This window comes from Blastomonas ursincola (assembly GCF_013607875.1).
Taxonomy (GTDB): domain Bacteria; phylum Pseudomonadota; class Alphaproteobacteria; order Sphingomonadales; family Sphingomonadaceae; genus Blastomonas; species Blastomonas ursincola.
This window is the reverse complement of sequence record NZ_VDES01000001.1, coordinates 1,098,073-1,116,986: the sequence shown is the minus strand read 5'-3', so window position 1 is coordinate 1,116,986 and position 18,914 is coordinate 1,098,073. Positions and strand designations below refer to the sequence as shown.

At 65.4% G+C, this 18,914-nt stretch carries 19 protein-coding genes; 11 read left to right on the top strand and 8 right to left on the bottom strand.

Annotated elements, in window-relative coordinates:
* Positions 1-70 precede the first annotated feature (70 nt).
* Positions 71-2,179 (top strand): TonB-dependent siderophore receptor, encoded by a 2,109-nt coding sequence (locus FG486_RS05200; protein WP_181266687.1) that lies wholly within the window; start codon positions 71-73, stop codon positions 2,177-2,179.
* Positions 2,180-2,205: 26 nt separating this feature from the next.
* On the top strand, positions 2,206-3,375 hold the full coding sequence (locus tag FG486_RS05195; RefSeq protein WP_181266686.1) for a PepSY-associated TM helix domain-containing protein: 1,170 nt from the start codon (positions 2,206-2,208) through the stop codon (positions 3,373-3,375).
* A 9-nt stretch (positions 3,376-3,384) separates the two neighbouring features.
* On the opposite strand, the gene FG486_RS05190 is transcribed toward FG486_RS05195, so the two are convergent.
* Positions 3,385-3,954: a DsrE family protein gene (locus tag FG486_RS05190; protein ID WP_241695579.1), complete on the bottom strand. Its 570-nt coding sequence runs from the start codon at positions 3,952-3,954 to the stop codon at positions 3,385-3,387.
* A 61-nt stretch (positions 3,955-4,015) separates the two neighbouring features.
* Complete coding sequence (locus FG486_RS05185) at positions 4,016-4,909, bottom strand: MBL fold metallo-hydrolase (RefSeq protein ID WP_181266685.1); 894 nt, start codon at positions 4,907-4,909, stop codon at positions 4,016-4,018.
* 70 nt (positions 4,910-4,979) lie between these two features.
* On the opposite strand from FG486_RS05185, the gene FG486_RS05180 reads away from it, so the two are divergent.
* From FG486_RS05180 to FG486_RS05170, 3 genes are read left to right on the top strand one after another with little or no spacing between them, the layout of a single operon-like run.
* Entirely contained in the window at positions 4,980-5,306 is a 327-nt protein-coding gene (locus FG486_RS05180; protein ID WP_181266684.1) for an ArsR/SmtB family transcription factor, read from the top strand.
* 11 nt (positions 5,307-5,317) lie between these two features.
* A complete protein-coding gene (locus tag FG486_RS05175; RefSeq protein ID WP_181266683.1) occupies positions 5,318-5,845 on the top strand; it encodes a rhodanese-like domain-containing protein in 528 nt (175 codons plus the stop codon).
* 4 nt (positions 5,846-5,849) lie between these two features.
* Positions 5,850-6,620 (top strand): sulfite exporter TauE/SafE family protein, encoded by a 771-nt coding sequence (locus tag FG486_RS05170; protein ID WP_181266682.1) that lies wholly within the window; start codon positions 5,850-5,852, stop codon positions 6,618-6,620.
* A 4-nt stretch (positions 6,621-6,624) separates the two neighbouring features.
* Here FG486_RS05170 and FG486_RS05165 read toward each other — a convergent pair whose 3' ends face one another.
* From FG486_RS05165 to FG486_RS05155, 3 genes are all read right to left on the bottom strand, one after another.
* Positions 6,625-8,145 (bottom strand): tetratricopeptide repeat protein, encoded by a 1,521-nt coding sequence (locus tag FG486_RS05165; protein ID WP_181266681.1) that lies wholly within the window; start codon positions 8,143-8,145, stop codon positions 6,625-6,627.
* Between the two features lie 114 nt (positions 8,146-8,259).
* Positions 8,260-8,859 (bottom strand): NAD(P)H:quinone oxidoreductase, encoded by a 600-nt coding sequence (gene wrbA, locus FG486_RS05160; RefSeq protein WP_060977568.1) that lies wholly within the window; start codon positions 8,857-8,859, stop codon positions 8,260-8,262.
* Positions 8,860-8,938: 79 nt separating this feature from the next.
* A complete protein-coding gene (locus FG486_RS05155; protein WP_066279492.1) occupies positions 8,939-9,649 on the bottom strand; it encodes a pirin family protein in 711 nt (236 codons plus the stop codon).
* A 113-nt stretch (positions 9,650-9,762) separates the two neighbouring features.
* Between FG486_RS05155 and FG486_RS05150 the strand changes: the two genes are divergently transcribed.
* The 3 genes from FG486_RS05150 (at position 9,763) to FG486_RS05140 (ending at position 13,054) form a co-directional block, all read left to right on the top strand.
* A complete protein-coding gene (locus FG486_RS05150) occupies positions 9,763-10,659 on the top strand; it encodes a LysR family transcriptional regulator (protein WP_066279495.1) in 897 nt (298 codons plus the stop codon).
* A 272-nt stretch (positions 10,660-10,931) separates the two neighbouring features.
* Positions 10,932-11,633 carry a response regulator transcription factor CtrA gene (gene ctrA, locus FG486_RS05145; protein ID WP_023839689.1) on the top strand — a complete coding sequence of 234 codons (702 nt, stop codon included), beginning with the start codon at positions 10,932-10,934 and terminating at the stop codon, positions 11,631-11,633.
* A 155-nt stretch (positions 11,634-11,788) separates the two neighbouring features.
* Positions 11,789-13,054 carry an MFS transporter gene (locus tag FG486_RS05140; protein ID WP_181266680.1) on the top strand — a complete coding sequence of 422 codons (1,266 nt, stop codon included), beginning with the start codon at positions 11,789-11,791 and terminating at the stop codon, positions 13,052-13,054.
* Between the two features lie 98 nt (positions 13,055-13,152).
* Here the strand turns inward: FG486_RS05140 and rsmD are convergent, their stop codons facing one another.
* Positions 13,153-13,710, bottom strand: a complete 558-nt coding sequence (rsmD, locus tag FG486_RS05135) for a 16S rRNA (guanine(966)-N(2))-methyltransferase RsmD (RefSeq protein ID WP_181266885.1) — start codon at positions 13,708-13,710, stop codon at positions 13,153-13,155.
* Positions 13,711-13,729: 19 nt separating this feature from the next.
* The gene (locus tag FG486_RS05130) at positions 13,730-14,545 is read right to left on the bottom strand and encodes a pseudouridine synthase (protein WP_181266679.1); all 816 of its coding nucleotides are present in this window, start codon (positions 14,543-14,545) and stop codon (positions 13,730-13,732) included.
* 98 nt (positions 14,546-14,643) lie between these two features.
* Between FG486_RS05130 and FG486_RS05125 the strand changes: the two genes are divergently transcribed.
* The 3 genes from FG486_RS05125 (at position 14,644) to FG486_RS05115 (ending at position 17,344) form a co-directional block, all read left to right on the top strand.
* Complete coding sequence (locus FG486_RS05125) at positions 14,644-15,072, top strand: response regulator (protein ID WP_066281793.1); 429 nt, start codon at positions 14,644-14,646, stop codon at positions 15,070-15,072.
* Positions 15,073-15,138: 66 nt separating this feature from the next.
* Positions 15,139-15,921, top strand: a complete 783-nt coding sequence (locus tag FG486_RS05120) for a DUF1223 domain-containing protein (protein WP_181266678.1) — start codon at positions 15,139-15,141, stop codon at positions 15,919-15,921.
* Positions 15,922-16,003: 82 nt separating this feature from the next.
* On the top strand, positions 16,004-17,344 hold the full coding sequence (locus tag FG486_RS05115) for an AmpG family muropeptide MFS transporter (RefSeq protein ID WP_066281796.1): 1,341 nt from the start codon (positions 16,004-16,006) through the stop codon (positions 17,342-17,344).
* A gap of 177 nt (positions 17,345-17,521) precedes the next feature.
* On the opposite strand, the gene FG486_RS05110 is transcribed toward FG486_RS05115, so the two are convergent.
* Positions 17,522-18,850, bottom strand: coding sequence for a bifunctional folylpolyglutamate synthase/dihydrofolate synthase (locus FG486_RS05110; protein WP_181266677.1), 1,329 nt, complete (start codon positions 18,848-18,850; stop codon positions 17,522-17,524).
* Positions 18,851-18,914: the final 64 nt, after the last annotated feature.

Below are 18,914 nucleotides of genomic sequence, written 5' to 3'. Positions count from 1 at the left end.
CAATTATTGCAATTGACTCGCATTTCGGAATTGTTAGGAACGCCTCGCATTAACATTTGATGAGGCGGCCGTGACTGCACCCCGACACCTTTTCCGTCTGGCTCTGCTGTCGCTGCCGCTGGCGATCGCTGCATCGCCAGTCCATGCGCAGGCCGAGCCGCAGGATGCAGAAGCCGAACAACAGGCGCGGCGAGAGATCATCGTCACAGGACGCGCATCGGGCTATCAGGCGCTCGACGCGGTAGGCACGCGCGACGGAGCGGCGTTGCTCGATACACCGCAATCGGTGCAGGTGCTGACCGAAGACCTGCTGCGCGACCAGCGAGCGGATACTTTCAGCGCGCTCGCCAATGTCCCCAGCGTCCGCAATTCGGCTCCCGCCAATTTCGATGGCCTCCGCGTGCAGGTCCGCGGTTTCTTTGCACCGACGGCGCTCGATGGCATGCTGTCCAAGGTCGGCAACGGCCCGGCGGCCAATCTGGGGCCGGACCTGACCGGGATCGAACGGATCGAGGTGCTGCTCGGCCCCGCCTCTTTGCTGTTCGGCAATTCCTCGCCGGGCGGGACGATCAACTTCATCACCAAGCAACCCGAAGCCGAGCCCGGCTATTTCGTGACGGCAACGCTGGGCAGCTATGACTTCTTCCGTGCGGAGGCCGATCTCACCGGACCTTTGGATCAGTCGGGGAAGATCAGCTATCGGCTGAGCACGTCGGTGCGCGACCAGGGATCGTTTCTGGAAGGGGCGAGCACGCGCAATTCGGTGATCATGCCGTCGGTGCGGGCGATGCTGGGCGATCGGACCAGCCTGACGGTCGAGGGAGCCTACAAGCTTCTCGATCTCGACCGGCAGAATTTCGGGCTGCCTGCAGTGGGGACGATCCTCGCCAATCCCAATGGCCGGATATCCCGGCGACGCAACGTCAATACCGGCAGCGTGGAAGTGGAGCAGCATCGCATCGGTGCCCGCCTCGTGCACGAATTTAGCGACGACTGGTCGGTCAGCAGCATCCTGCGCTTCGTCGATACCGATTATGCTGCGGTGGGGGCAGAACTTCCGGGCGCGCTGGCTGCCGATGGGCGAACCCTATCACGAACCCCGTTCGATTCCTTCGACACGTATGGCGAGACCCAGATGCAGACGACGCTGCGGGGCCGCTTCGCGACCGGCGCGGTCCGTCATGAGCTGATCGCCGGCCTGGACCTTTCGCGCTCGACGGCCGATTTCCGCTATCGGGAATTCGATCCTTCCGCGCCGATCGATATATTCAGTCCCGTTTACAGCGTGCGGCGCGGGGCGCTGAACTACACCTATGATGCGGGCAACACGCTGCGCGAACTCGGGCTCTTCCTGCAGGACAGGATCGTCTTCAGCGATCAGTGGAGCCTTGTTCTCGGCGGCCGCTATGACTCGTTCGAGCAGGTCGATACCGACCTTGCCGCAAATACACGTGCCCGCCAGACCGGCAGCGCCTTCAGCCCGCGTGTCGGCCTGATCTTCAAACCGCGCGAGGCCGTGTCGCTCTATGCCAGCTACAGCAAGTCCTTCCAGCCGCAGATCGGCAGGACGGTCACGGGCGAGGCCTTTGCCCCCACGCGTGGCGAGCAGCTGGAACTCGGCGCAAAGGTCAACCTGACCGAAGGACTGACCGGTTCGCTCGCCGTCTATCGCATCGACCAGACCAATGTCGCGACGCCCGATCCGGTGAATGTCGGTTTTTCGGTGCTCGATGGTGAACAGCGCAGCCAGGGTGTCGAATTGTCGCTGGCAGGCACGATCTTGCCCGGCTGGAGCATCCAGGCGAGCTATGCCTATCTAGACGCAGAGATCACCCGCACCAACACGGCAGCCTTTCAGGGGCGCCAGGTGCAGCGGACGTCGCCGCATAGCGCCAATATCTGGTCGAGCTATGAGGTGCAATCCGGGCCGCTCAAGGGCCTCGGCTTCGGCGGCGGCGTGACGCTTGTCGACAAGCGCCCGGTGAACAATGCCAACACGCTGACATTGCCGGGCTATACGCTGCTCGATGCCGTCATTTCCTATGAGATAGACGGCTGGCGCTTTGCGCTCAACGCGCGGAACCTGACCGACAGCTTCGCCTTCGATGCCTTTGGCCCGGGCCGGGTGACCTATGGGACGCCGCGCACCTTCGAGGGTACGGTATCGTGGTCCTTCTGATGTCCTGGCGAAGGGCCTGACGCCCGATGCGGCTCAGACCCGCTCTGGTGCTGTGGCATCGCTGGTTCGGCCTGCTGGGGGCGCTATGGTTGTTCCTGCTGGGTGCAACCGGGTCGATTCTCGTCTTCTACGAGGAAATTGACCATGGCCTGAATGCGGACTGGTTCACCGCTAGTCCGGGACCGACGCTCCCTGTCAGCCAGCTGGTCGGGGCCGCAATCGGGGCGCACCCAGGCAATCGACCCGGCTATATCGATCTGCCCGACGAACCGGGCGACGTCGTCACGGTCTATCTCGAGCCCATTGCCAGTGCAGGCCAATCGGCAGTCAGCCCGTCCTACTGGCAGGTGTTCGTTGACCCGGCGACCGCCAAGGTGCTGGGCGCGCGCGACGCCAATGCGATCGATCTGTCGCGGCGCGGGATCATGAGCTTCCTCTACACCTTCCATTACTCGCTGCACCTGGGCGCGTGGATGACCTGGATCCTTGGCCTGGTCGGCCTTGTCTGGATCATCGACCATATCGCGTCTGCTGTGCTGTCCTTTCCCAATGCCGCGCGCTGGAAGGAAAGCTTCCGCATCCGTCGCCGAGCGGCGGGGCACAAGCGGGTGTTCGATCTGCATCGGGCCGTAGGCCTCTGGCTTTTCCCGGTAACACTGACGCTCGCGGCGACGGGTGTATATTTCAATTGGTCTGATGATGTCCTGATGGCGATCGATCGGATCTCGCCTTTGACCAAGCGACCCGACCAGGCCGCGGCGGCGCTGGCCGAGCCGCTGGACCGTCCGCCGGTCAGCGCCGATCAGGCATTGGCCCTGGCGGGTGCCGCCAGGGTGGACAGCCTTTCGTACAATCCTGCGAAGGGAATCTATTGGCTGCGCCTGTTCGATCCGCGCGACATCGACAGCAACGGCAACCGCTGGCTGTTCGTCGACGCCCGCAGTGGTGCGGTAGTCGGCGATCGGCATTTCAGCGAGGGAAGCGCGGGTGACGTCGTGGTGGCCTGGCAGTTCCCGTTGCACAGCGGCAAGGCCTTCGGCTGGGCGGGGCGGATCGCGATTTTCCTGTCCGGCATCGCGCTGTGCACGTTCGTCGTCACCGGCCTGATGATCTGGTGGCGCAAGCGCTCCGCGCGCCATGTCGCGGTCAGACGGTCAGCCGCCCAGACAGAGAGATCGGTTGCGCCCGCCGAATGACCGGCAGCGTCAGAACGGGTTGAGCGTGTAGCCCTGCTGTTGCAGCTGTGCGTGCGCGGTCATCGCGGAGAGTGCCAGCTTGACGCCGGGGGCCAGCTGCTCGAGCTTGATGCCCAGCGCTGCGGCACTCTGGCCGCACAGGATGAACTGCACATCGTGCTGCAGCAGCGCCGCGATCGCAGCGAGGTTGGCATTGGCGGCACCGTCATGCTTCGCCGCATAGGTGGCGGCATTGGTCAGGTCGAACGACGCCTGGCCGTGCGCGACCACCGCAATGCGGATGGCCTCGCGCGGCACGCCCGCCTCGACATGCATGTTGATGAACCGGGCCGCGCTTTCGATCGTGCGGTTGAGGCTGCCGGGCTTGCCCGCCTCGCTGACATCGAACGCGATGCTGAAGGTCGCTTCGGCGGGGATCGGCATATGGCCCTCGGCGCTGGCGACGGGGCCGAATTCCGGGATGGCGGTCCCGGCGTGAAAGCCGGGGCGCAGGCTGTCCTGTGCGTGTGCCGGTAGCGCGGCTGCAAGCCCCGCCAAGGCCATCAGACCGATCACCGACTTCCCAACACCATATTGCATCGCCGCCTCCCTCGCCACTATCGGCTTGTATTCATAGCGTACCGGCACGCCGCCCATAGTCTTATTCGAACAGTTCGGCGGGCAGGGGACTGTGCCTGCCCAGCGCGTTGATGGGCAGGCGCAGGAAGGCACGGCCCTGGGCATCCGGGCTGGGCAGTTTTCCGCCCTGGATATTGACCTGCAGACTGGGCAGGATCAGCGTGGGCGCATCGAGCGTGGCATCGCGGGCTTCACGCATCGCGACGAATTCGGCCTCGCTCACACCGTCATGCACATGCACATTGGCCGCGCGCTGTTCCGCGACGGTCGTTTCCCAACGGAAATCGCTGCGGCCCCTGGGCAGATAATCATGCCCGACAAAGATGCGCGTCTGCTCGGGCAGCGCCAGGATCTTGCGGATCGAACGAAACAGCGTCGCCGCATCGCCGCCTGGAAAGTCGGCGCGCGCGGTGCCGTAATCGGGCATGAACAGCGTATCTCCGACAAACGCTGCATCTTCGATCCGATAGGTGAGGCAGGCGGGCGTATGCCCCGGCGTGTGCAGCACTCGGATCTCGGTTTCACCCAATGCCAGCGTGTCGCCCTCGTCGACCAGCATGTCGAACACCTCGCCGGTTTCGATCGTCTCGGCCGCAAAGACCGGGGTGAAGATCGACTGGACGTTGCGGATATGCGCACCGATCACGACCTTCGCTCCTGTGCGCGCACGGATGTAATGGGCGGCGGTCAGGTGATCGGCATGCGCATGTGTTTCCAGCACATAGTCGAGTGTCGCGCCTTGCTCATCGACGATGGCGAGCAGCCTGTCGGCGATGGTCGTGGCAATGGTCGCTGCCTTGGCCTCGAAATCCAACACCGGATCGATGATCGCCGCGCGCGCGCTGGCCGGATCTATCACGACATAGCTGACCGTGTTGGTCACGGTATCGAAATGCGGATGGATGGCGATGGGCATGTCGAACTCCTATATCAGATATATCTAATTTAGTCTTGTCTAATTTAGATTCAAGGAATATATGCGCCCCATGTCTGATATCTCCTTCACCAAGCCTCTGCCCGAGGCGATGGCCGCCAAGGCCGACGAGGCCGCGCACATGTTGCGCCTGCTCGCCAATCCGCACCGGCTGCAGGTGCTCTGCCTGCTCGTGGATGGCGAATTGTCGGTGAGGGCAATTCAGCAGCAGGTCGCGCTGTCGCAATCCGCACTGTCGCAGCATCTGGCCCGCCTGCGCGAGCAGGGGCTAGTGGAGACCCGGCGCGAAGGCACCAGCATTTTCTACCGGATCGCCGACCCTGCGGTGCTGCAGATCATGCAGGTGCTTGCCGCGATCTATTGTCCCCCTGAAAGCTGAGGAATCTTGCCATGGCGATCACGACCATCGATGCGCGTGAGGCGCACCAACTGCTCGATCGGGGCCTTGCGCGGCTGATCGACATTCGCGAGCCGGACGAGTTCGCGCGCGCTCACATTCCAGGGGCGATCCTGCGCCCCGCCTCGGCAGCCACCACAGAACCGGTGGTGCTGGAAGACGGTGTGCTGCCGATCCTGATGTGCGCCAGCGGCATGCGCACAGGGCTGCACCAGGAACGGCTGGCCCGGCAATGGCCGGTCGACACGCTCGTCCTCAAGGGCGGGCTGAAGGCCTGGGAAGCGGCCGGGCAACCGGTCGTGCGCAATGCGCGTGCACCCTTGGAGCTGATACGTCAGGTGCAGATTGCGGCGGGCGTGCTGATCCTGACCGGTCTCCTGCTCGCGTGGCTGGTCGCGCCCGCCTTTGTCGCGCTCACCGCCTTTGTCGGGCTGGGTCTGACCTTTGCAGGGCTGAGCGGCTTTTGCGGCATGGCGCGGCTGCTCGCGCTGATGCCGTGGAACCGGCGCGCCTTGGGCTGATCCAATGATCGAGACGCTCGCTCTTGCCGCGCTGGGAGGCGCGATCGTCGGCCTGTTGCTGGCGGCTTTCGGGGGCGGCGGGTCGGTGCTCGCGACACCCTGGCTGATCTATGTCGTCGGCATCGCCGATGTGCATGTCGCGATCGGAACATCCGCCGCCGCCGTCGCGCTCAATGCGCTCGCCGGATTGCTGGGTCAGGCGCGCGCAGGTGCGGTCAAATGGCCCTGCGCCAGCGTGTTCGCCGTGGCAGGGGTGAGCGGCGCCCTGATCGGTGCGCATGTCGCCAAGCAGGTCGATGGCCAGGCGCTGCTCGGCTGGTTCGCGATTGCCATGGCGCTGGTGGCGCTGTCGATGATGCGCACCCCGCGCAGCACCGGCGATCCGCTGGTGCGGCTCGATGCCGTGCGCACGATGAAGCTCGCGCCGATCGGTCTGCTGGTCGGGCTGGCGGCCGGATTCTTCGGCATTGGCGGGGGCTTCCTGATCGCGCCGGGGCTGATGGCGGCGACCGGGATGACGCTGTCCAATGCCGCCGCCTCGTCGCTGGTTTCGGTGAGCCTGTTCGGCGCATCGACCAGCGCCAGCTATGCGATGTCGGGCCAGATCGATGGACCGATCCTCGCGGCCATGGTGGCGGGCGGCGCGATGGGCACGGTGCCGGGCATTTTCCTGGCGCGGGCGCTGGCGCGCAAGGTGCTCATCGCGCGCCGGCTTTTTGCGGCGATGGTGCTGCTGGTGGCGCTGCTCGTCCTGTGGAATGTGCTCGCGGTCTAAGCGATCACGAACTGCTGTCGTCAGCGGAACTCGGCTCGGCCTGCGCACTGCCCCGGTCCAGCAGCTTGCGCGCCAGCTCAGCGAGCTGGGTATCGTGCGGGTGGTTGAGCAGCGGGGCAAGGGTCGTCTCAGCAGCCTGCTTGTCGCCGGTGCGGATGAAGTAATCCGCCAGCGTCAGCCGGTTGCCCGTATCATAAGGCGCCAGCTGCAGCGCCTTTCGCAGGCCTTGGACGGCCATCTCGGGCGGCTTCTTTCCCTCTGCCGCATAGCTGCGAAAGAAATAGGCCAGGGGGATGGGGTTGTCGTTCTCGATCCGATTGGCGGCCGAGATCGCCGCGCGCACCTTGGGCCAGAGCGCGTCGTCATCCCCAGCCTTGCGAAACAGCGCATATATCTTCTGGATCATCGCGCCCACGGCCTGCGGGTTCTTGGCGATCGCCTTGTCCGCAGCCGCGATGGCAGCCTCGTCGTTGCCCGCATCGAACTCGGCCTCGGCGAGCGCGCTCAGCACGAAGGCATCGTCGGGATATTGTGCCGCCACCTTCTGCGCGTCCGCCAGAACCTCGGTCGCGGTTTCCTCGTTCACGCCGCGTTTCGACCGCATCATGACCGGTAGAATGGCGGCTTCGCCCTTGCCGAGCATGCGGATCGCGATCGGCGCGCTGGCGATCTTGCTTGCGCCCAGATTGAGATAGGTCAGCCGACGCCGTTTCATATAGGCGCCCAATTCCTTGTCGAGCACGCCCAGATCGCCAAAGGCCTGGGTCGCTGCGGCCTCTTCGCCTTCGCCGGCGTTGATGCGCTGGAGATAATCGGCCATCTGGCCGGCGCGCGCTTCGGAAAAGGTGAGGTAGTGGAACAGCAGCCAGCTGCGTCCATAAAAGGCGTCGTAACGCTTCGAGGCATTTTCCCGGTATTTTCGGGTGCTCAGCAGCATGTCGAGCGGAACTTCCTGGGCCAGCGCCAGTTCGGCCGCGCGATGATCGGCCGGCAGCCCCAGGCCGACGCCGCCCGCGCTATCGAACTTCGCGGTGGAATAGAATTCGGCAAAGCCTTCCTGCAGCCACAGCGGCGGGGAACCGGCGAACACGCTGAACATGAAATGATGCGCATATTCGTGAAGCAATATCTGCTCGCCCTGCGACACGCGGTCGCTCTGGCTATTGTCATCGACCCGCGGGACGAACGCCACCGACCCGCCGGCGCGCGACTGGTAGAAGCCCAGCACATAGCGGTTGTTGGTGCCCATCAGCTTGCGCACCTGATTGGCGTCGCGCACGACAAACACGGTCAGCCGATTCGAGGGCGAAGTCGCTTCTTCGGGCAGCTTGTAGATATAGCGCATCGCCGAACGGTACCGCTCGAGCATGTCGGTGAATTCGCGAATGTCGCCTTCGCTCTGATCGGCATAGACCAGAAAATTGGGGCTCGAGGCTTCGCGCCATTCGGCCCTGGCCGGGGCTGCGGCGACCCAGACCATCGACAGGATGAACGCCATCCGCCGCAACGCAACCCGCACCATCATCGCTCTCCCCAGAACAGGGGCCGAGGCTAGGCAGATGCCAAACCGCCCGCAATCCCCCAAACATGGGGGACGCGGGCGGCTGCTCCCGAGCGGGCGGGGGAGGGGGTCAGGCGGTCAGGCGGTCAGCTTGGCCGCAGTGCGCGCGACCTTGGCGCCCAGATAGCGCGCGCCATCCAGATCGGCCTGGTGCGGCTGGCGCGATCCGTCGCCACCGGCGATCGTGCTGGCACCATAAGGGGATCCGCCGATCACCTCGTCATTGCTCAGCTGACCCTGGAAGCCATAGTCGAGCCCGACCACGGTCAGGCCGTGGTGCAGAAGGTTGGTGAGGATCGAGAAATGGGTGGTCTCCTGGCCGCCATGCTGGCTTGCGGTCGCGGTGAACGATGCACCGACCTTGCCGACGAGTGCGCCCTTGGCCCATAGGCCGCCGGTGCGGTCCCAGAAGGCTGCCATCTGGCTCGACATGCGGCCGAAGCGCGTGCCGGTACCGACGATGATCGCGTCATAATCGGCCAGTTCCTCGGGCGTCGCGATCTCGGCAGCCTGGTCGAGCTTGAAGTGGCTCGCGCGGGCAATCTCTTCGGGAACGGTTTCGGGGACGCGCTTGATCGTCACTTCGGCGCCTTCGCTGCGCGCACCTTCGGCGACCGCTTCGGCCATCGTCTCGATATGACCATAAGTCGAGTAATAGAGCACCAGAACCTTTGCCATGGGAATTCTCCTTTGCGGGATATGGGAATGAAAGGGTGTCCCGCCGCCCGAGGGGGAAGGCGGCGGGGCGGGGGAGGGATCAGTGGGTGCGGGTCTCCGCGATCAGGAATTCGGCGTCTTCCAGCGCCGTGATCGTGATCTCGGGTTCGCGGGTGATCGCGGCAGCATCGCGTTCGCCGATCTCGACGCCATTAACGCTCACGCTGCCTGCCGACACCACCAGATAGGCGGCATAAGCCGGGTCGATCCGGTGGGTGATGCTGTCGCCCTTGGCGAGTGTCGCCCCGGACAGCCTTGCATCGGCCCGGATCATCAGCGCGCCCGCCAGGATGTCCTCGTCACGGCCGCTGGCCAGAACTTCCAGCTTGCCCGAACGCTCACCCTTGGGGAACTGCTTGGCATCCCAGCGCGGAGCACCGCCCGCTTCATCGGGGATGATCCAGATCTGGAACAGCCGGGTTTCCTCATCCTCCAGGTTGAACTCGCTATGCGCCACGCCGGTTCCCGCGCTCATCACCTGGACGTCGCCCGCTTCCGTGCGGCCTTCGTTGCCCAGGCTGTCGCGATGGGTGATCGCGCCGGTGCGGACATAGGTGATGATCTCCATGTCGCGGTGCGGATGGGTGGGGAAGCCGCTCCGGGGGGCGATCTCGTCGTCGTTCCAGACGCGCAAGCTACCCCAACCCATGCGGGCCGGATCGTGATAGCCGCCGAACGAGAAATGGTGGCGGGCATTGAGCCAACCGTGATTGGCGTGACCCAGGGTGGAAAAATCGCGTTTCTCGATCATGTCACTTGCTCCTTGCTGGCATCGGACCGTTGCCGACGCCTTGGCTTGAGCTACAGATAGTCCTGAGCTATCGTTTCCAAAATAGCCAGTTTGGAAAAGGATTGTTTCCGGATATGCGACTTCCCGATTTCGAGGCCTGGGCGGTTTTCGCAGCGGTTGCCGATACCGGCAGCTTCACCGGAGCAGCCGATGCGCTCAGCCTGTCCAAGGCCAAGGTGTCCAAGGCGGTCTCGCGGCTCGAGGCGGAACTGGGCACGGTACTGTTCCACCGCACCTCGCGGCGGCTATCGCTGTCGGCGGCAGGGCGTTCGCTGGTCGATCATGCGCGGCGCATCCGCATGGACGGCGAGGCGGCGGTCGAGGCGGCGCGCGACGAGGCGGTGCTCCTGAGCGGAACCGTGCGCATCGCGGTGCCGATGAGCTTCGGCCTCAGCGCTGTCGCGCCGCTGATCGCGCAGTTCATGGCGCTGCACCCCGGCATATTGATCGACATGCACCTGTCCGACGCGCGGGTCGATCTGGTCGATCAGGGTTTCGACATGGCGCTGCGCATCGCGGTGCTGCCCGACAGCAGCCTGCGCGCGATCCGGCTGCGCACCGTCAGTCTCTACCTGATTGCCGCCCCCGGCTATTGTGCGCGCCACGGCACGCCGCACCATCCCGCAGAGCTGGAGGCGCACAAGGCGGTTCATTATGCCAACAGTCCGCAGCCGGGACTCTGGCCGCTGACGGGACCCGACGGGACGCGCGTGCTCGCCCGTTCACAGCCTGCGCTGATCGTCAACAATGCCGATGCCGCGATGCCCGCCGTTTTCGACGGTCAGTGCATCGCCGCCTTGCCCGATTTCTTTTGCATGGACGGTCTTTCTGACGGGCGGCTGGTGCACCTGCTGCCCGAATGGCGGTTCGAACCGCTGACGCTCAGCATCGTCACGCCGCCCTCGCCGCACCGCCCAGCGCGGGTCGAGGCTCTGATCGCCTGGCTGCGTAAAGGTTTGCAAGGGGAGTAAATTCGCGTTTCATCTCCGTTACCAATTGGAAACCAATTGGCGCTAATCGGTCAAAAGCGACGAACCGAAAAGGACCGTCTAAGTGCCGGAAATGGGAGTCTTTTGAGCCCCTTCGCGCCCTTGCAGGCTTCGGCGACTCGTGGAGTCAGGCCGGTTAATTCAAAATTAACCTTTTGCCCCCAAAAAAATATGGTTAATGTTTTCCTCGTCGATCCGTTCTTGGGTCCAGATGACTGAACGGTGCCGATGGCACGGGCGAAAAGGGGCTGCACATGCGGGTGCTTTTGATCGAAGATGAGCCGACCACGGCCAAGGCAATCGAGCTGATGCTCACGACCGAGGGTTTCAATGTCTACACCACCGACCTGGGTGAGGAAGGCCTCGACCTCGGCAAGCTCTATGATTACGACATCATCCTGCTGGACCTGAACCTGCCCGACATGCACGGCTATGACGTGCTGAAGAAGCTGCGCGTCGCCAAGGTGCAGACGCCGGTGCTCATCCTGTCCGGCATTTCGGAAATGGACAGCAAGGTGCGCTCGTTCGGTTTTGGCGCCGATGATTATGTCACCAAGCCGTTCCACCGCGAAGAGCTGATCGCCCGCATCCACGCCGTGGTCCGCCGCTCCAAGGGCCATTCGCAAAGCGTCATCCGCACCGGCAAGCTGGCGGTCAACCTCGATGCCAAGACCGTCGAGGTCGATGGTGCCCGCGTCCATCTGACCGGCAAGGAATATGCGATGCTCGAGCTGCTTTCGCTGCGCAAGGGCACCACGCTGACCAAGGAAATGTTCCTGAACCACCTTTATGGCGGCATGGACGAACCCGAACTCAAGATCATCGACGTCTTCATCTGCAAGCTGCGCAAGAAGCTGGCGCTGGCCTGCGGGGGCGAGAATTATATCGAGACCGTCTGGGGCCGCGGCTATGTGCTGCGCGATCCGGAGGCCGATGGCGAGGTAATCGCCGCCTGATTACTCCTGAACTACCCTTCACACTTCCTTCTCTTCCATAAAGGGGTCGCGGGCAACCGCGGCCCCTTTTGGCTGTTCGCCAGGCGATGCAGATGCGCGCTTTTGCTTGCCAAGCCGGGCCTCGACGTTAACGGTCGCGCGCCGGGGAGGGCCGAATGACGCATCCATATCGTACGCATGCGCGGGTGCTGACCGCTTCGCTGGTCGGCACGGCGGTCGAATTCTACGATTTCTATATCTATGCCACCGCCGCCGCGCTGGTGTTCGGACCGCTGTTCTTCCCCTCCGAAAGCGCCTCTGCTCAGCTGATGCTGAGCTATATGAGCTTTGGCCTCGCCTTTTTTGCGCGGCCCGTCGGCGCGATCGCCTTCGGGCATTTCGGCGACCGGATCGGGCGCAAGTCGACGCTCGTCGCCTCGCTGCTGCTCATGGGCGGATCGACGCTGCTGATCGCCTTCCTGCCGACCTGGCAGATGGTCGGCTGGGTCGCGCCGCTGCTTCTGTGCATCCTGCGGTTTGGCCAGGGCTTCGGCCTTGGCGGCGAATGGGGCGGCGCGGCACTGCTGGCGGTGGAAAACGCACCCCCGGGCTGGGCAGCGCGCTTCGGCATGGCGCCGCAGCTCGGTGCGCCGGTGGGTTTCATCGCCGCCAATGGTTTGTTCCTGCTGCTGGGGCTCAATCTGAACGAAGAGCAGTTCGTCGCCTGGGGCTGGCGCGTGCCGTTCCTGGCGAGCGGCATCCTGGTGGGGCTTGGCCTGTGGGTGCGGCTCAAGATCAGCGAGACGCCCGATTTCGCGCGCGTGCTCGAGGCGGAACGCCCTGCACCGGTGCCGGTGGTGGAACTGCTGCGCCATCATCTCCGCGCGACATTGGCGGGGACCTTCGCGGTCGTCGCGTGCTTTGCGATCTTCTACCTCTCGACCGCCTTCGCGCTCGGCTATGCCACTACCGCGCTGGGTCATGACCGGACGAGCTTCCTGATCGTCCAGCTGGGTGCGATCCTGTTCCTGGCGCTGGGCATCGTCATTTCGGGCTATCGATCGGACGCGACGAGCAGCGGCCGCGTGCTGATGATCGGCTGCGCGGCGACCGTCGGCGTCGGCCTGATGTTCGGGCCGCTGCTGGGTTCGGGTTCGCTCTGGCTCGCCTGGATCGCCTTGTCGGTCGCGCTGCTGGTGATGGGCTTCGTCTATGGCCCTCTGGGCGCTTGGCTGCCGCAGCAATTTCCGGCGCGCGTGCGCTATACCGGCGCGTCGGTGGCGTTCAACGGCGGCGGCATCATCGGCGGCGCAGTCGCCCCGATCGCCGCGCAGGCACTGGCGGACATGGGCGGCGCGGACGCTGTCGGCCTGTATCTGGCGGCAGCGGGGCTGGTCAGCCTTGCCGGTTTATGGGCGCAACGGGGGCGGGCGGTAGGTTGAATTCTGGCTCGCTCGCTCTCCGGCGAACGCCGGAGTCCAGGAGTCAGGTTGCGCTCGTGTCGCTTTGGATTCCCGCTTTCGCCGAAAAACGGCCATGACTAGGCCGACCCGCTTGCCGCCGGCCGCAACAGCGTGAGCTTCGCCTTGCCGACGACGCGTTCGGTGTCGATGTCGAAGCCGGCCACGTCGAGGCTTTCCTTGGCCGAGGTTTCCACGCTGATCCAGCTCGAGGGCGCGAACCAGCCCAGGCGGCCGAGTTTGTCGAGCGCCACCGCGCCCGCGCCGGTGCCATAAGGCGGGTCGAGCAGCACCAGGTCGAACGGCTTGATCGCCGGGCCGAGCGACAGTGCGGAACTCGGCCGCACCTCGCAGCGCGCATCGGCGCCGAGCAGGCGGATATTGCCCTTGAGCACATCGATCGCAGGCCGGTCCTGCTCGACGAACATGCAGCGTCCCGCGCCACGCGAAAGCGCCTCGAGCCCCAGCGCGCCCGATCCTGCAAACAGGTCGAGCACGCTCAGCTCCTCGAACGAGCCGAGGCGGCTGGTGAGCATCGAGAACAGCGTCTCGCGGGTGCGGTCGGCGGTGGGGCGGGTGGTGTCGCCCGGCGGGGCCTTGAGCTTGCGCCCCCGCCATTCGCCCGAGATAATGCGCAGCATATTCAGATGTTCACCCTCATTTCAGCGTCTTCCGGAACGCGACGACATCATGCCTGCGCACCTCGTCGATCGCGCCGACATCGAGTCCTTCAAGCAGGAACGGGCCATAGCGGGTGCGGATGAGGCGCGAGACCTTGAGGCCGAGATGTTCGAGCACGCGGCGCACCTCGCGGTTCTTGCCCTCGGTCAGCGTCATCTCGATCCAGCCGTTACGCCCGGTGCGGCGTTCCAGATTGGCGTCGATCTTGCCGTAGCGAACGCCCTCGATGGTGATGCCGTGGATCAGGTCCTCGAGCTGCGCCTGGCTGACCTCGCCGAACGCACGCGCGCGATAGGTCCGCTCGACCCCGGTCGCGGGCAGCTCCATCTGGCGCTTGAGTTCGCCGTCATTGGTCATCAGCAGCAGACCCTCGGTGTTGAGGTCGAGCCGACCGACCGGCATCATCCGCGGCGCATCGGGGGCGACCTTGGCGAGATGCTCGTAGATGGTGGGGCGCCCGGTAAAGTCGCGCTCGGCGGTGAGCAGACCGGCAGGCTTGTGGAAGCGCCACAATTTGGCCGGCGCAGGTTCCTTGACCGGCTTGCCGTCGACGGTGATGCCGTTGAGGCTGGTCAGCACCGTGGCGGGCGTGGTGATGGCGACACCATCGCGCGCGACGCGGCCGCCCTCGATCATCCGCTCGATCTCGCGGCGCGAGGCGATGCCGGCGCGCGCGAGCAGCTTGGCGATGCGCTGGCCTTCGCCGAGCGTGGAGGTGCGGGCCTTGGGTTGTGCGGCGCGCGGCGACGGGCTGTCGTCGAGCGGATCGAATTTCGGTTTCCGGGGGGGCATGCGCGCTGCTATAACGTCGAAGCGGGCGCGCGGGAACGCAAGAATTGCACCCGGCGTATTTGCCTTTCCCGCCGCTCGCCCGTTCAGAAGGTTCCTCCATGCTGTTTTCGCGGTTTACCCGGTCGATCGAAACCATCCTGATCGTCGAGGATGAGCCGCTGGTCGCTTTCGACAACGAGCTGCGCGTGGTCGATGCGGGCTATCGCGTGGTCGCGACGGTCGATACCGAGGCCGAGGCGATCGCGGTGCTGGAGCGCGAGCCGATCCATCTGGTGCTCGCGGACGTCAACCTGTCGCGCGGCGGCAGCGGGGTCGAAGTCGCCCGCGTGGCGAGTGAGCGCGACATCCCGGTGCTGTTCGCGACCGGCACGTGCCCCGGCCATGCGAAACAATATGCGATCGGCTGTCTGATCAAGCCTTACAGCGCTGCCGAGCTGGTCAAGGCGATCCACGCGGTCGACCTGCTGATCCGCGGCCAGACGCCCAAGGCCATGCCCAAGCCGCTCAACCTCTATTCGGCGGCGTAACCCCGCGCCGACATCCGTCGAACCTCGCGGCCATGGAGCGCAATCGTTGCGCGCGAGGACATGCAAATGCTGAAAATCTGGATTCCGATGGCTGCGCTGGCCGCATTGACCGCCTTCGTGCTGGTCGAAGGCCGTGCCGACACGTCGCAGGCGGCCGCCCGTCCGCAGAACAGCGCAGCGCCCGCCGCGCTGGCGCAGAGCGCCGCCGGCCCCGTCGTGGCCGAACTGTTCACCAGCCAGGGCTGTTCGTCCTGTCCGCCCGCCGATGTGGTGGCGGCCAGGCTGGCGCGCGATCCCGGCGTGCTGGTGATCAGCCGCCCGGTCACCTATTGGGACCGGCTTGGCTGGAAGGACAGCCTGGGCCGCGAGGAAAACACCCGGCTCCAGCGCCAATATGGCGACAGGGCCTTTGCCGGCGCGAATATCTATACCCCGCAGCTGGTGGTCGACGGCCGGGCCCAGGCGGTCGGATCGCAGGAAGCCAAGGTCCGCAGCCTTCTCGCCACCGCAGCGGCTGCGCGGCGGAAAGCGGGATTGAGCGTCCGCATCGCCGCCGATGGGACCGGCAGGCAGGTGCTGATCGATGGGCCCAAGGATCAACAGGCCGAACTGGTGCTTGTCGCTCTCGCGTCCGGGCGCACGGTCAGCATCGGCGCGGGCGAGAATGGCGGGCGCAAGGTGCATTATACCAATGTCGTGCTGGCCGAGCGCGCTCTCGGGCGCTGGAGCGGCGGCGCGCTGCGCGTTCCGATCACCCTCGACCTGCTCCGCGTGACCGGCGCGGACCGGCATGCGGTGCTGGTCCGCAAGGGGCCAGGCGGGCCGGTGATCGGCTCGGCAGTGATCTGACCGGGCCAGCGCGCGCAAAAGCCTCTGGCGTAAATCGCTGGTGCCGCTAGTTTCCTGCCCGGGACACGGGAAGGGAAGCTGAATGACCGAACACACCGCCGGGATCGCCCCCGAGGCAACGGGCTGGCGCGCGTCGCTGCCGGTGGGCCTGCGCCCCTATACCGAGGCCGCGCCGCTCGCCGCGCTGTTCCTGGGCATCTCCTCGGGCTTTCCCTTTGCGATGATCGCGGCGACGCTCTCCACCCGGCTGGCGCAATCGGGAATCGAGAAATCGACCGTCACCGCCTTTGCGCTCACCTTTCTGGCCTATAATTTCAAATGGCTCTGGGCCCCGATCATCGATGCGGTGAAGCTGCCGTTGCTCGGACGGCTGGGCCAGCGTGTCTCATGGCTGATCCTTTGCGCGGTGCTGGTGATGGTCGCGATCATGAATCTGGGGCTCGCCGATCCGGAGGCGGACATTGCCAGCGTGGCGGTCGCCGCGATCCTGGTCGGGGTCGCGGGTGCGACCTTCGATATCGTGATCGACGCCTATCGCATCGAGCTGCTCGAACCGCACCAGCTTGGCGTCGGATCGGGCATGAGCCAGTATGGCTGGCGCATCGGCGCGGCGCTTGCCGGATCGGTGGCGTTGATCGTCGCGGCGCGCAGCGATTGGACCACGGCCTATATCGCGGTCTCGTTCTTCGGACTGTTCGCGGTGATCACCGGCCTCGTCATGGGCGAGCCCGCGCGGCGGCAGGAGCCCAAGCCGCTCAAGGGGCCGGTCGCTGCCGCGATCGCCTATGTCAGCCCGCTTGCCGAGTTCTTCAAGCGCCAGGGCGCGCTGGTCGTGCTGCTGTTCGTCCTCGTCCACAAGATCGGCGACACGCTCGCCAACCTCACGCTGCGGCTGCTGTTCGAGGATCTGGGCTTCACCAATGACGAGCTCGCCATCTATGACGTGGGCCTCGGCTTCTGGGCGCTGCTCGCGGGAATTTTCGTCGGTGGGATGCTTTATGCGCGGCTGGGCATGAAGCGTTCGGTGTTGATCAGCCTGATCCTGATGGCCGTTTCGAACCTTGCCTTTGCCGGGCTCGCCACGGTCGGGCACAGCACTTGGGCGATGGCGGGCGCGATGGGCTTCGAGAATTTCGCCAGCGGCATCGGCGGGGTGTGCGTGGTCGCCTATCTCTCGGCGCTGTGCAATCTGGAGTTCACCGCAACCCAGTTCGCGCTGCTCTCGGCGGCGGCGAGCATCACCGGGCGCTTCCTCACCGGCACGCTTGCCGGCGGCATGATCGAGTCGCTGGGTTTCACCAATTTCTATCTTGTTACGACCGTCGCCGCGCTTCCGGGCGTGCTGCTGTTCTGGTGGATGATGGCAAGCGGACTGGTCGATCGCTCGCTCGGCACGGCGGGAACCGAGGAGAGCGGGGAGTAAAATCCGGCGCTAAACCCCTGCCGTTTGTCCCGAGCGAAGTCGAGGGACCTACGCGCTACCGTTCGGACAAGCGTCCCTCGACTTCTCGGCTTTGCCGAGAAGTTTATCCTGAGCGGCTGGCTTGCCAGCCAGTCGAAGGGCTCGGGACAAACGGATTGAGATTTGGCTGATCGCCGATCAATCCGGCTCCTGCCCGTTCGCCCTGAGCACCTCGCCCGCGAGATAGAGCGAACCCGCGATCAGCACCGGCGCCGCCTCGCGCTCCGCCAGCAGCGCCATCGCCGCGCGCACATCTGCCGCCGCTTGCACCTCGATTCCCGAGGTAAGGCATTGCTGGAAGGCATCGGCATCGTGCCATTCATGCCCCGGCACCGGCAGCGCGGTGACGCTGGCGAGGTGCGCCTCCAACGGCCCGAGCAGGGCGCCGGGCTGCTTGTTGCTCAGCATACCGATGATCAGGTGCGCCTTGCCGCCCATCGCGGACACATGCCGCGCCAATGCCGCTCCGGCGTCGGGATTGTGCCCGCCATCGAGCCAGACCGGCTCGTCGGTGCCGAGCAGCGCGACCAGCGGTCCGTCGGCGAGCCGCTGCATCCGCGCGGGCCATTCCGCCCAGCCCATCGCGGCGCTCAAGGCGCTGTCGGGGATGCTGAGCGCGCTCTGGTGGCGGATCATCGCGACCGCGAGCGCGGCATTGTCCGCCTGGTGCGCGCCGGGCAGCCGCGGGACGGGCAGGTTGAGCTTGCCGTCGACATCGCGATAATGCAGCCGCCCCTGATAGAGCGCCGCGTCCCAATCCTCGCCGCGCGCCTTGACATAGGCGCCCGCGCGCATCGCTTGGCCCGCGATCGCGCCCATCATGCCGATGGCATATTTCTGGATGACGAGCGGCACGCCCTGCTTGGCGATTCCCGCCTTCTCGAACGCGATCCGTTCGAGCGGAATATCCGGCGTGCCTTCCTCCGGTGCGAGCAGGAACGCCTCATGATCGATGCCCAAAGCCGCGATACCGCACACGGCGGGCGCGGGCAGCACGTTCGTCGCATCGAGCCTGCCGCCGAGGCCGACCTCGATCACGCAGGCATCCGCAGGCGTCTCGGCAAAGGCGAGGAACGCGGCAGCGGTGGTGACCTCGAAAAAGCTGGCGTTGATGCCCTCGGCGATGTCGAGCACGCGAGCGAGATAATCGGCGAGCGCCTCGTCCGCGATCAGCCGCCCGGCGAGCCGGATGCGCTCGTTGAAGCGCACCAGATGCGGGCTGGTATAGACATGGGCGACATGGCCCGAAGCCTCGATCGCCGCGCGCAGGAACGCGCAGGTCGATCCCTTGCCGTTGGTGCCAGCGACATGGAAGACCGGCGGCAGGCGCAGATGCGGGTTGCCGAGGCGATCGAGCAAGGCGGTGATCCGCTCCAGCCCCAGCACATCGCGCCCCGGCGATAATGCGGCAAGTCGGTCGAGCTGGGTCTGGACGCCGGGATGGGCGGAGATGGCGTGGTCAGGCATGCCTCACCCCTCCCCTTGAGGGGAGGGGCTGGGGGTGGGGAAGGGCGTAAGGCGCAATCCGGGG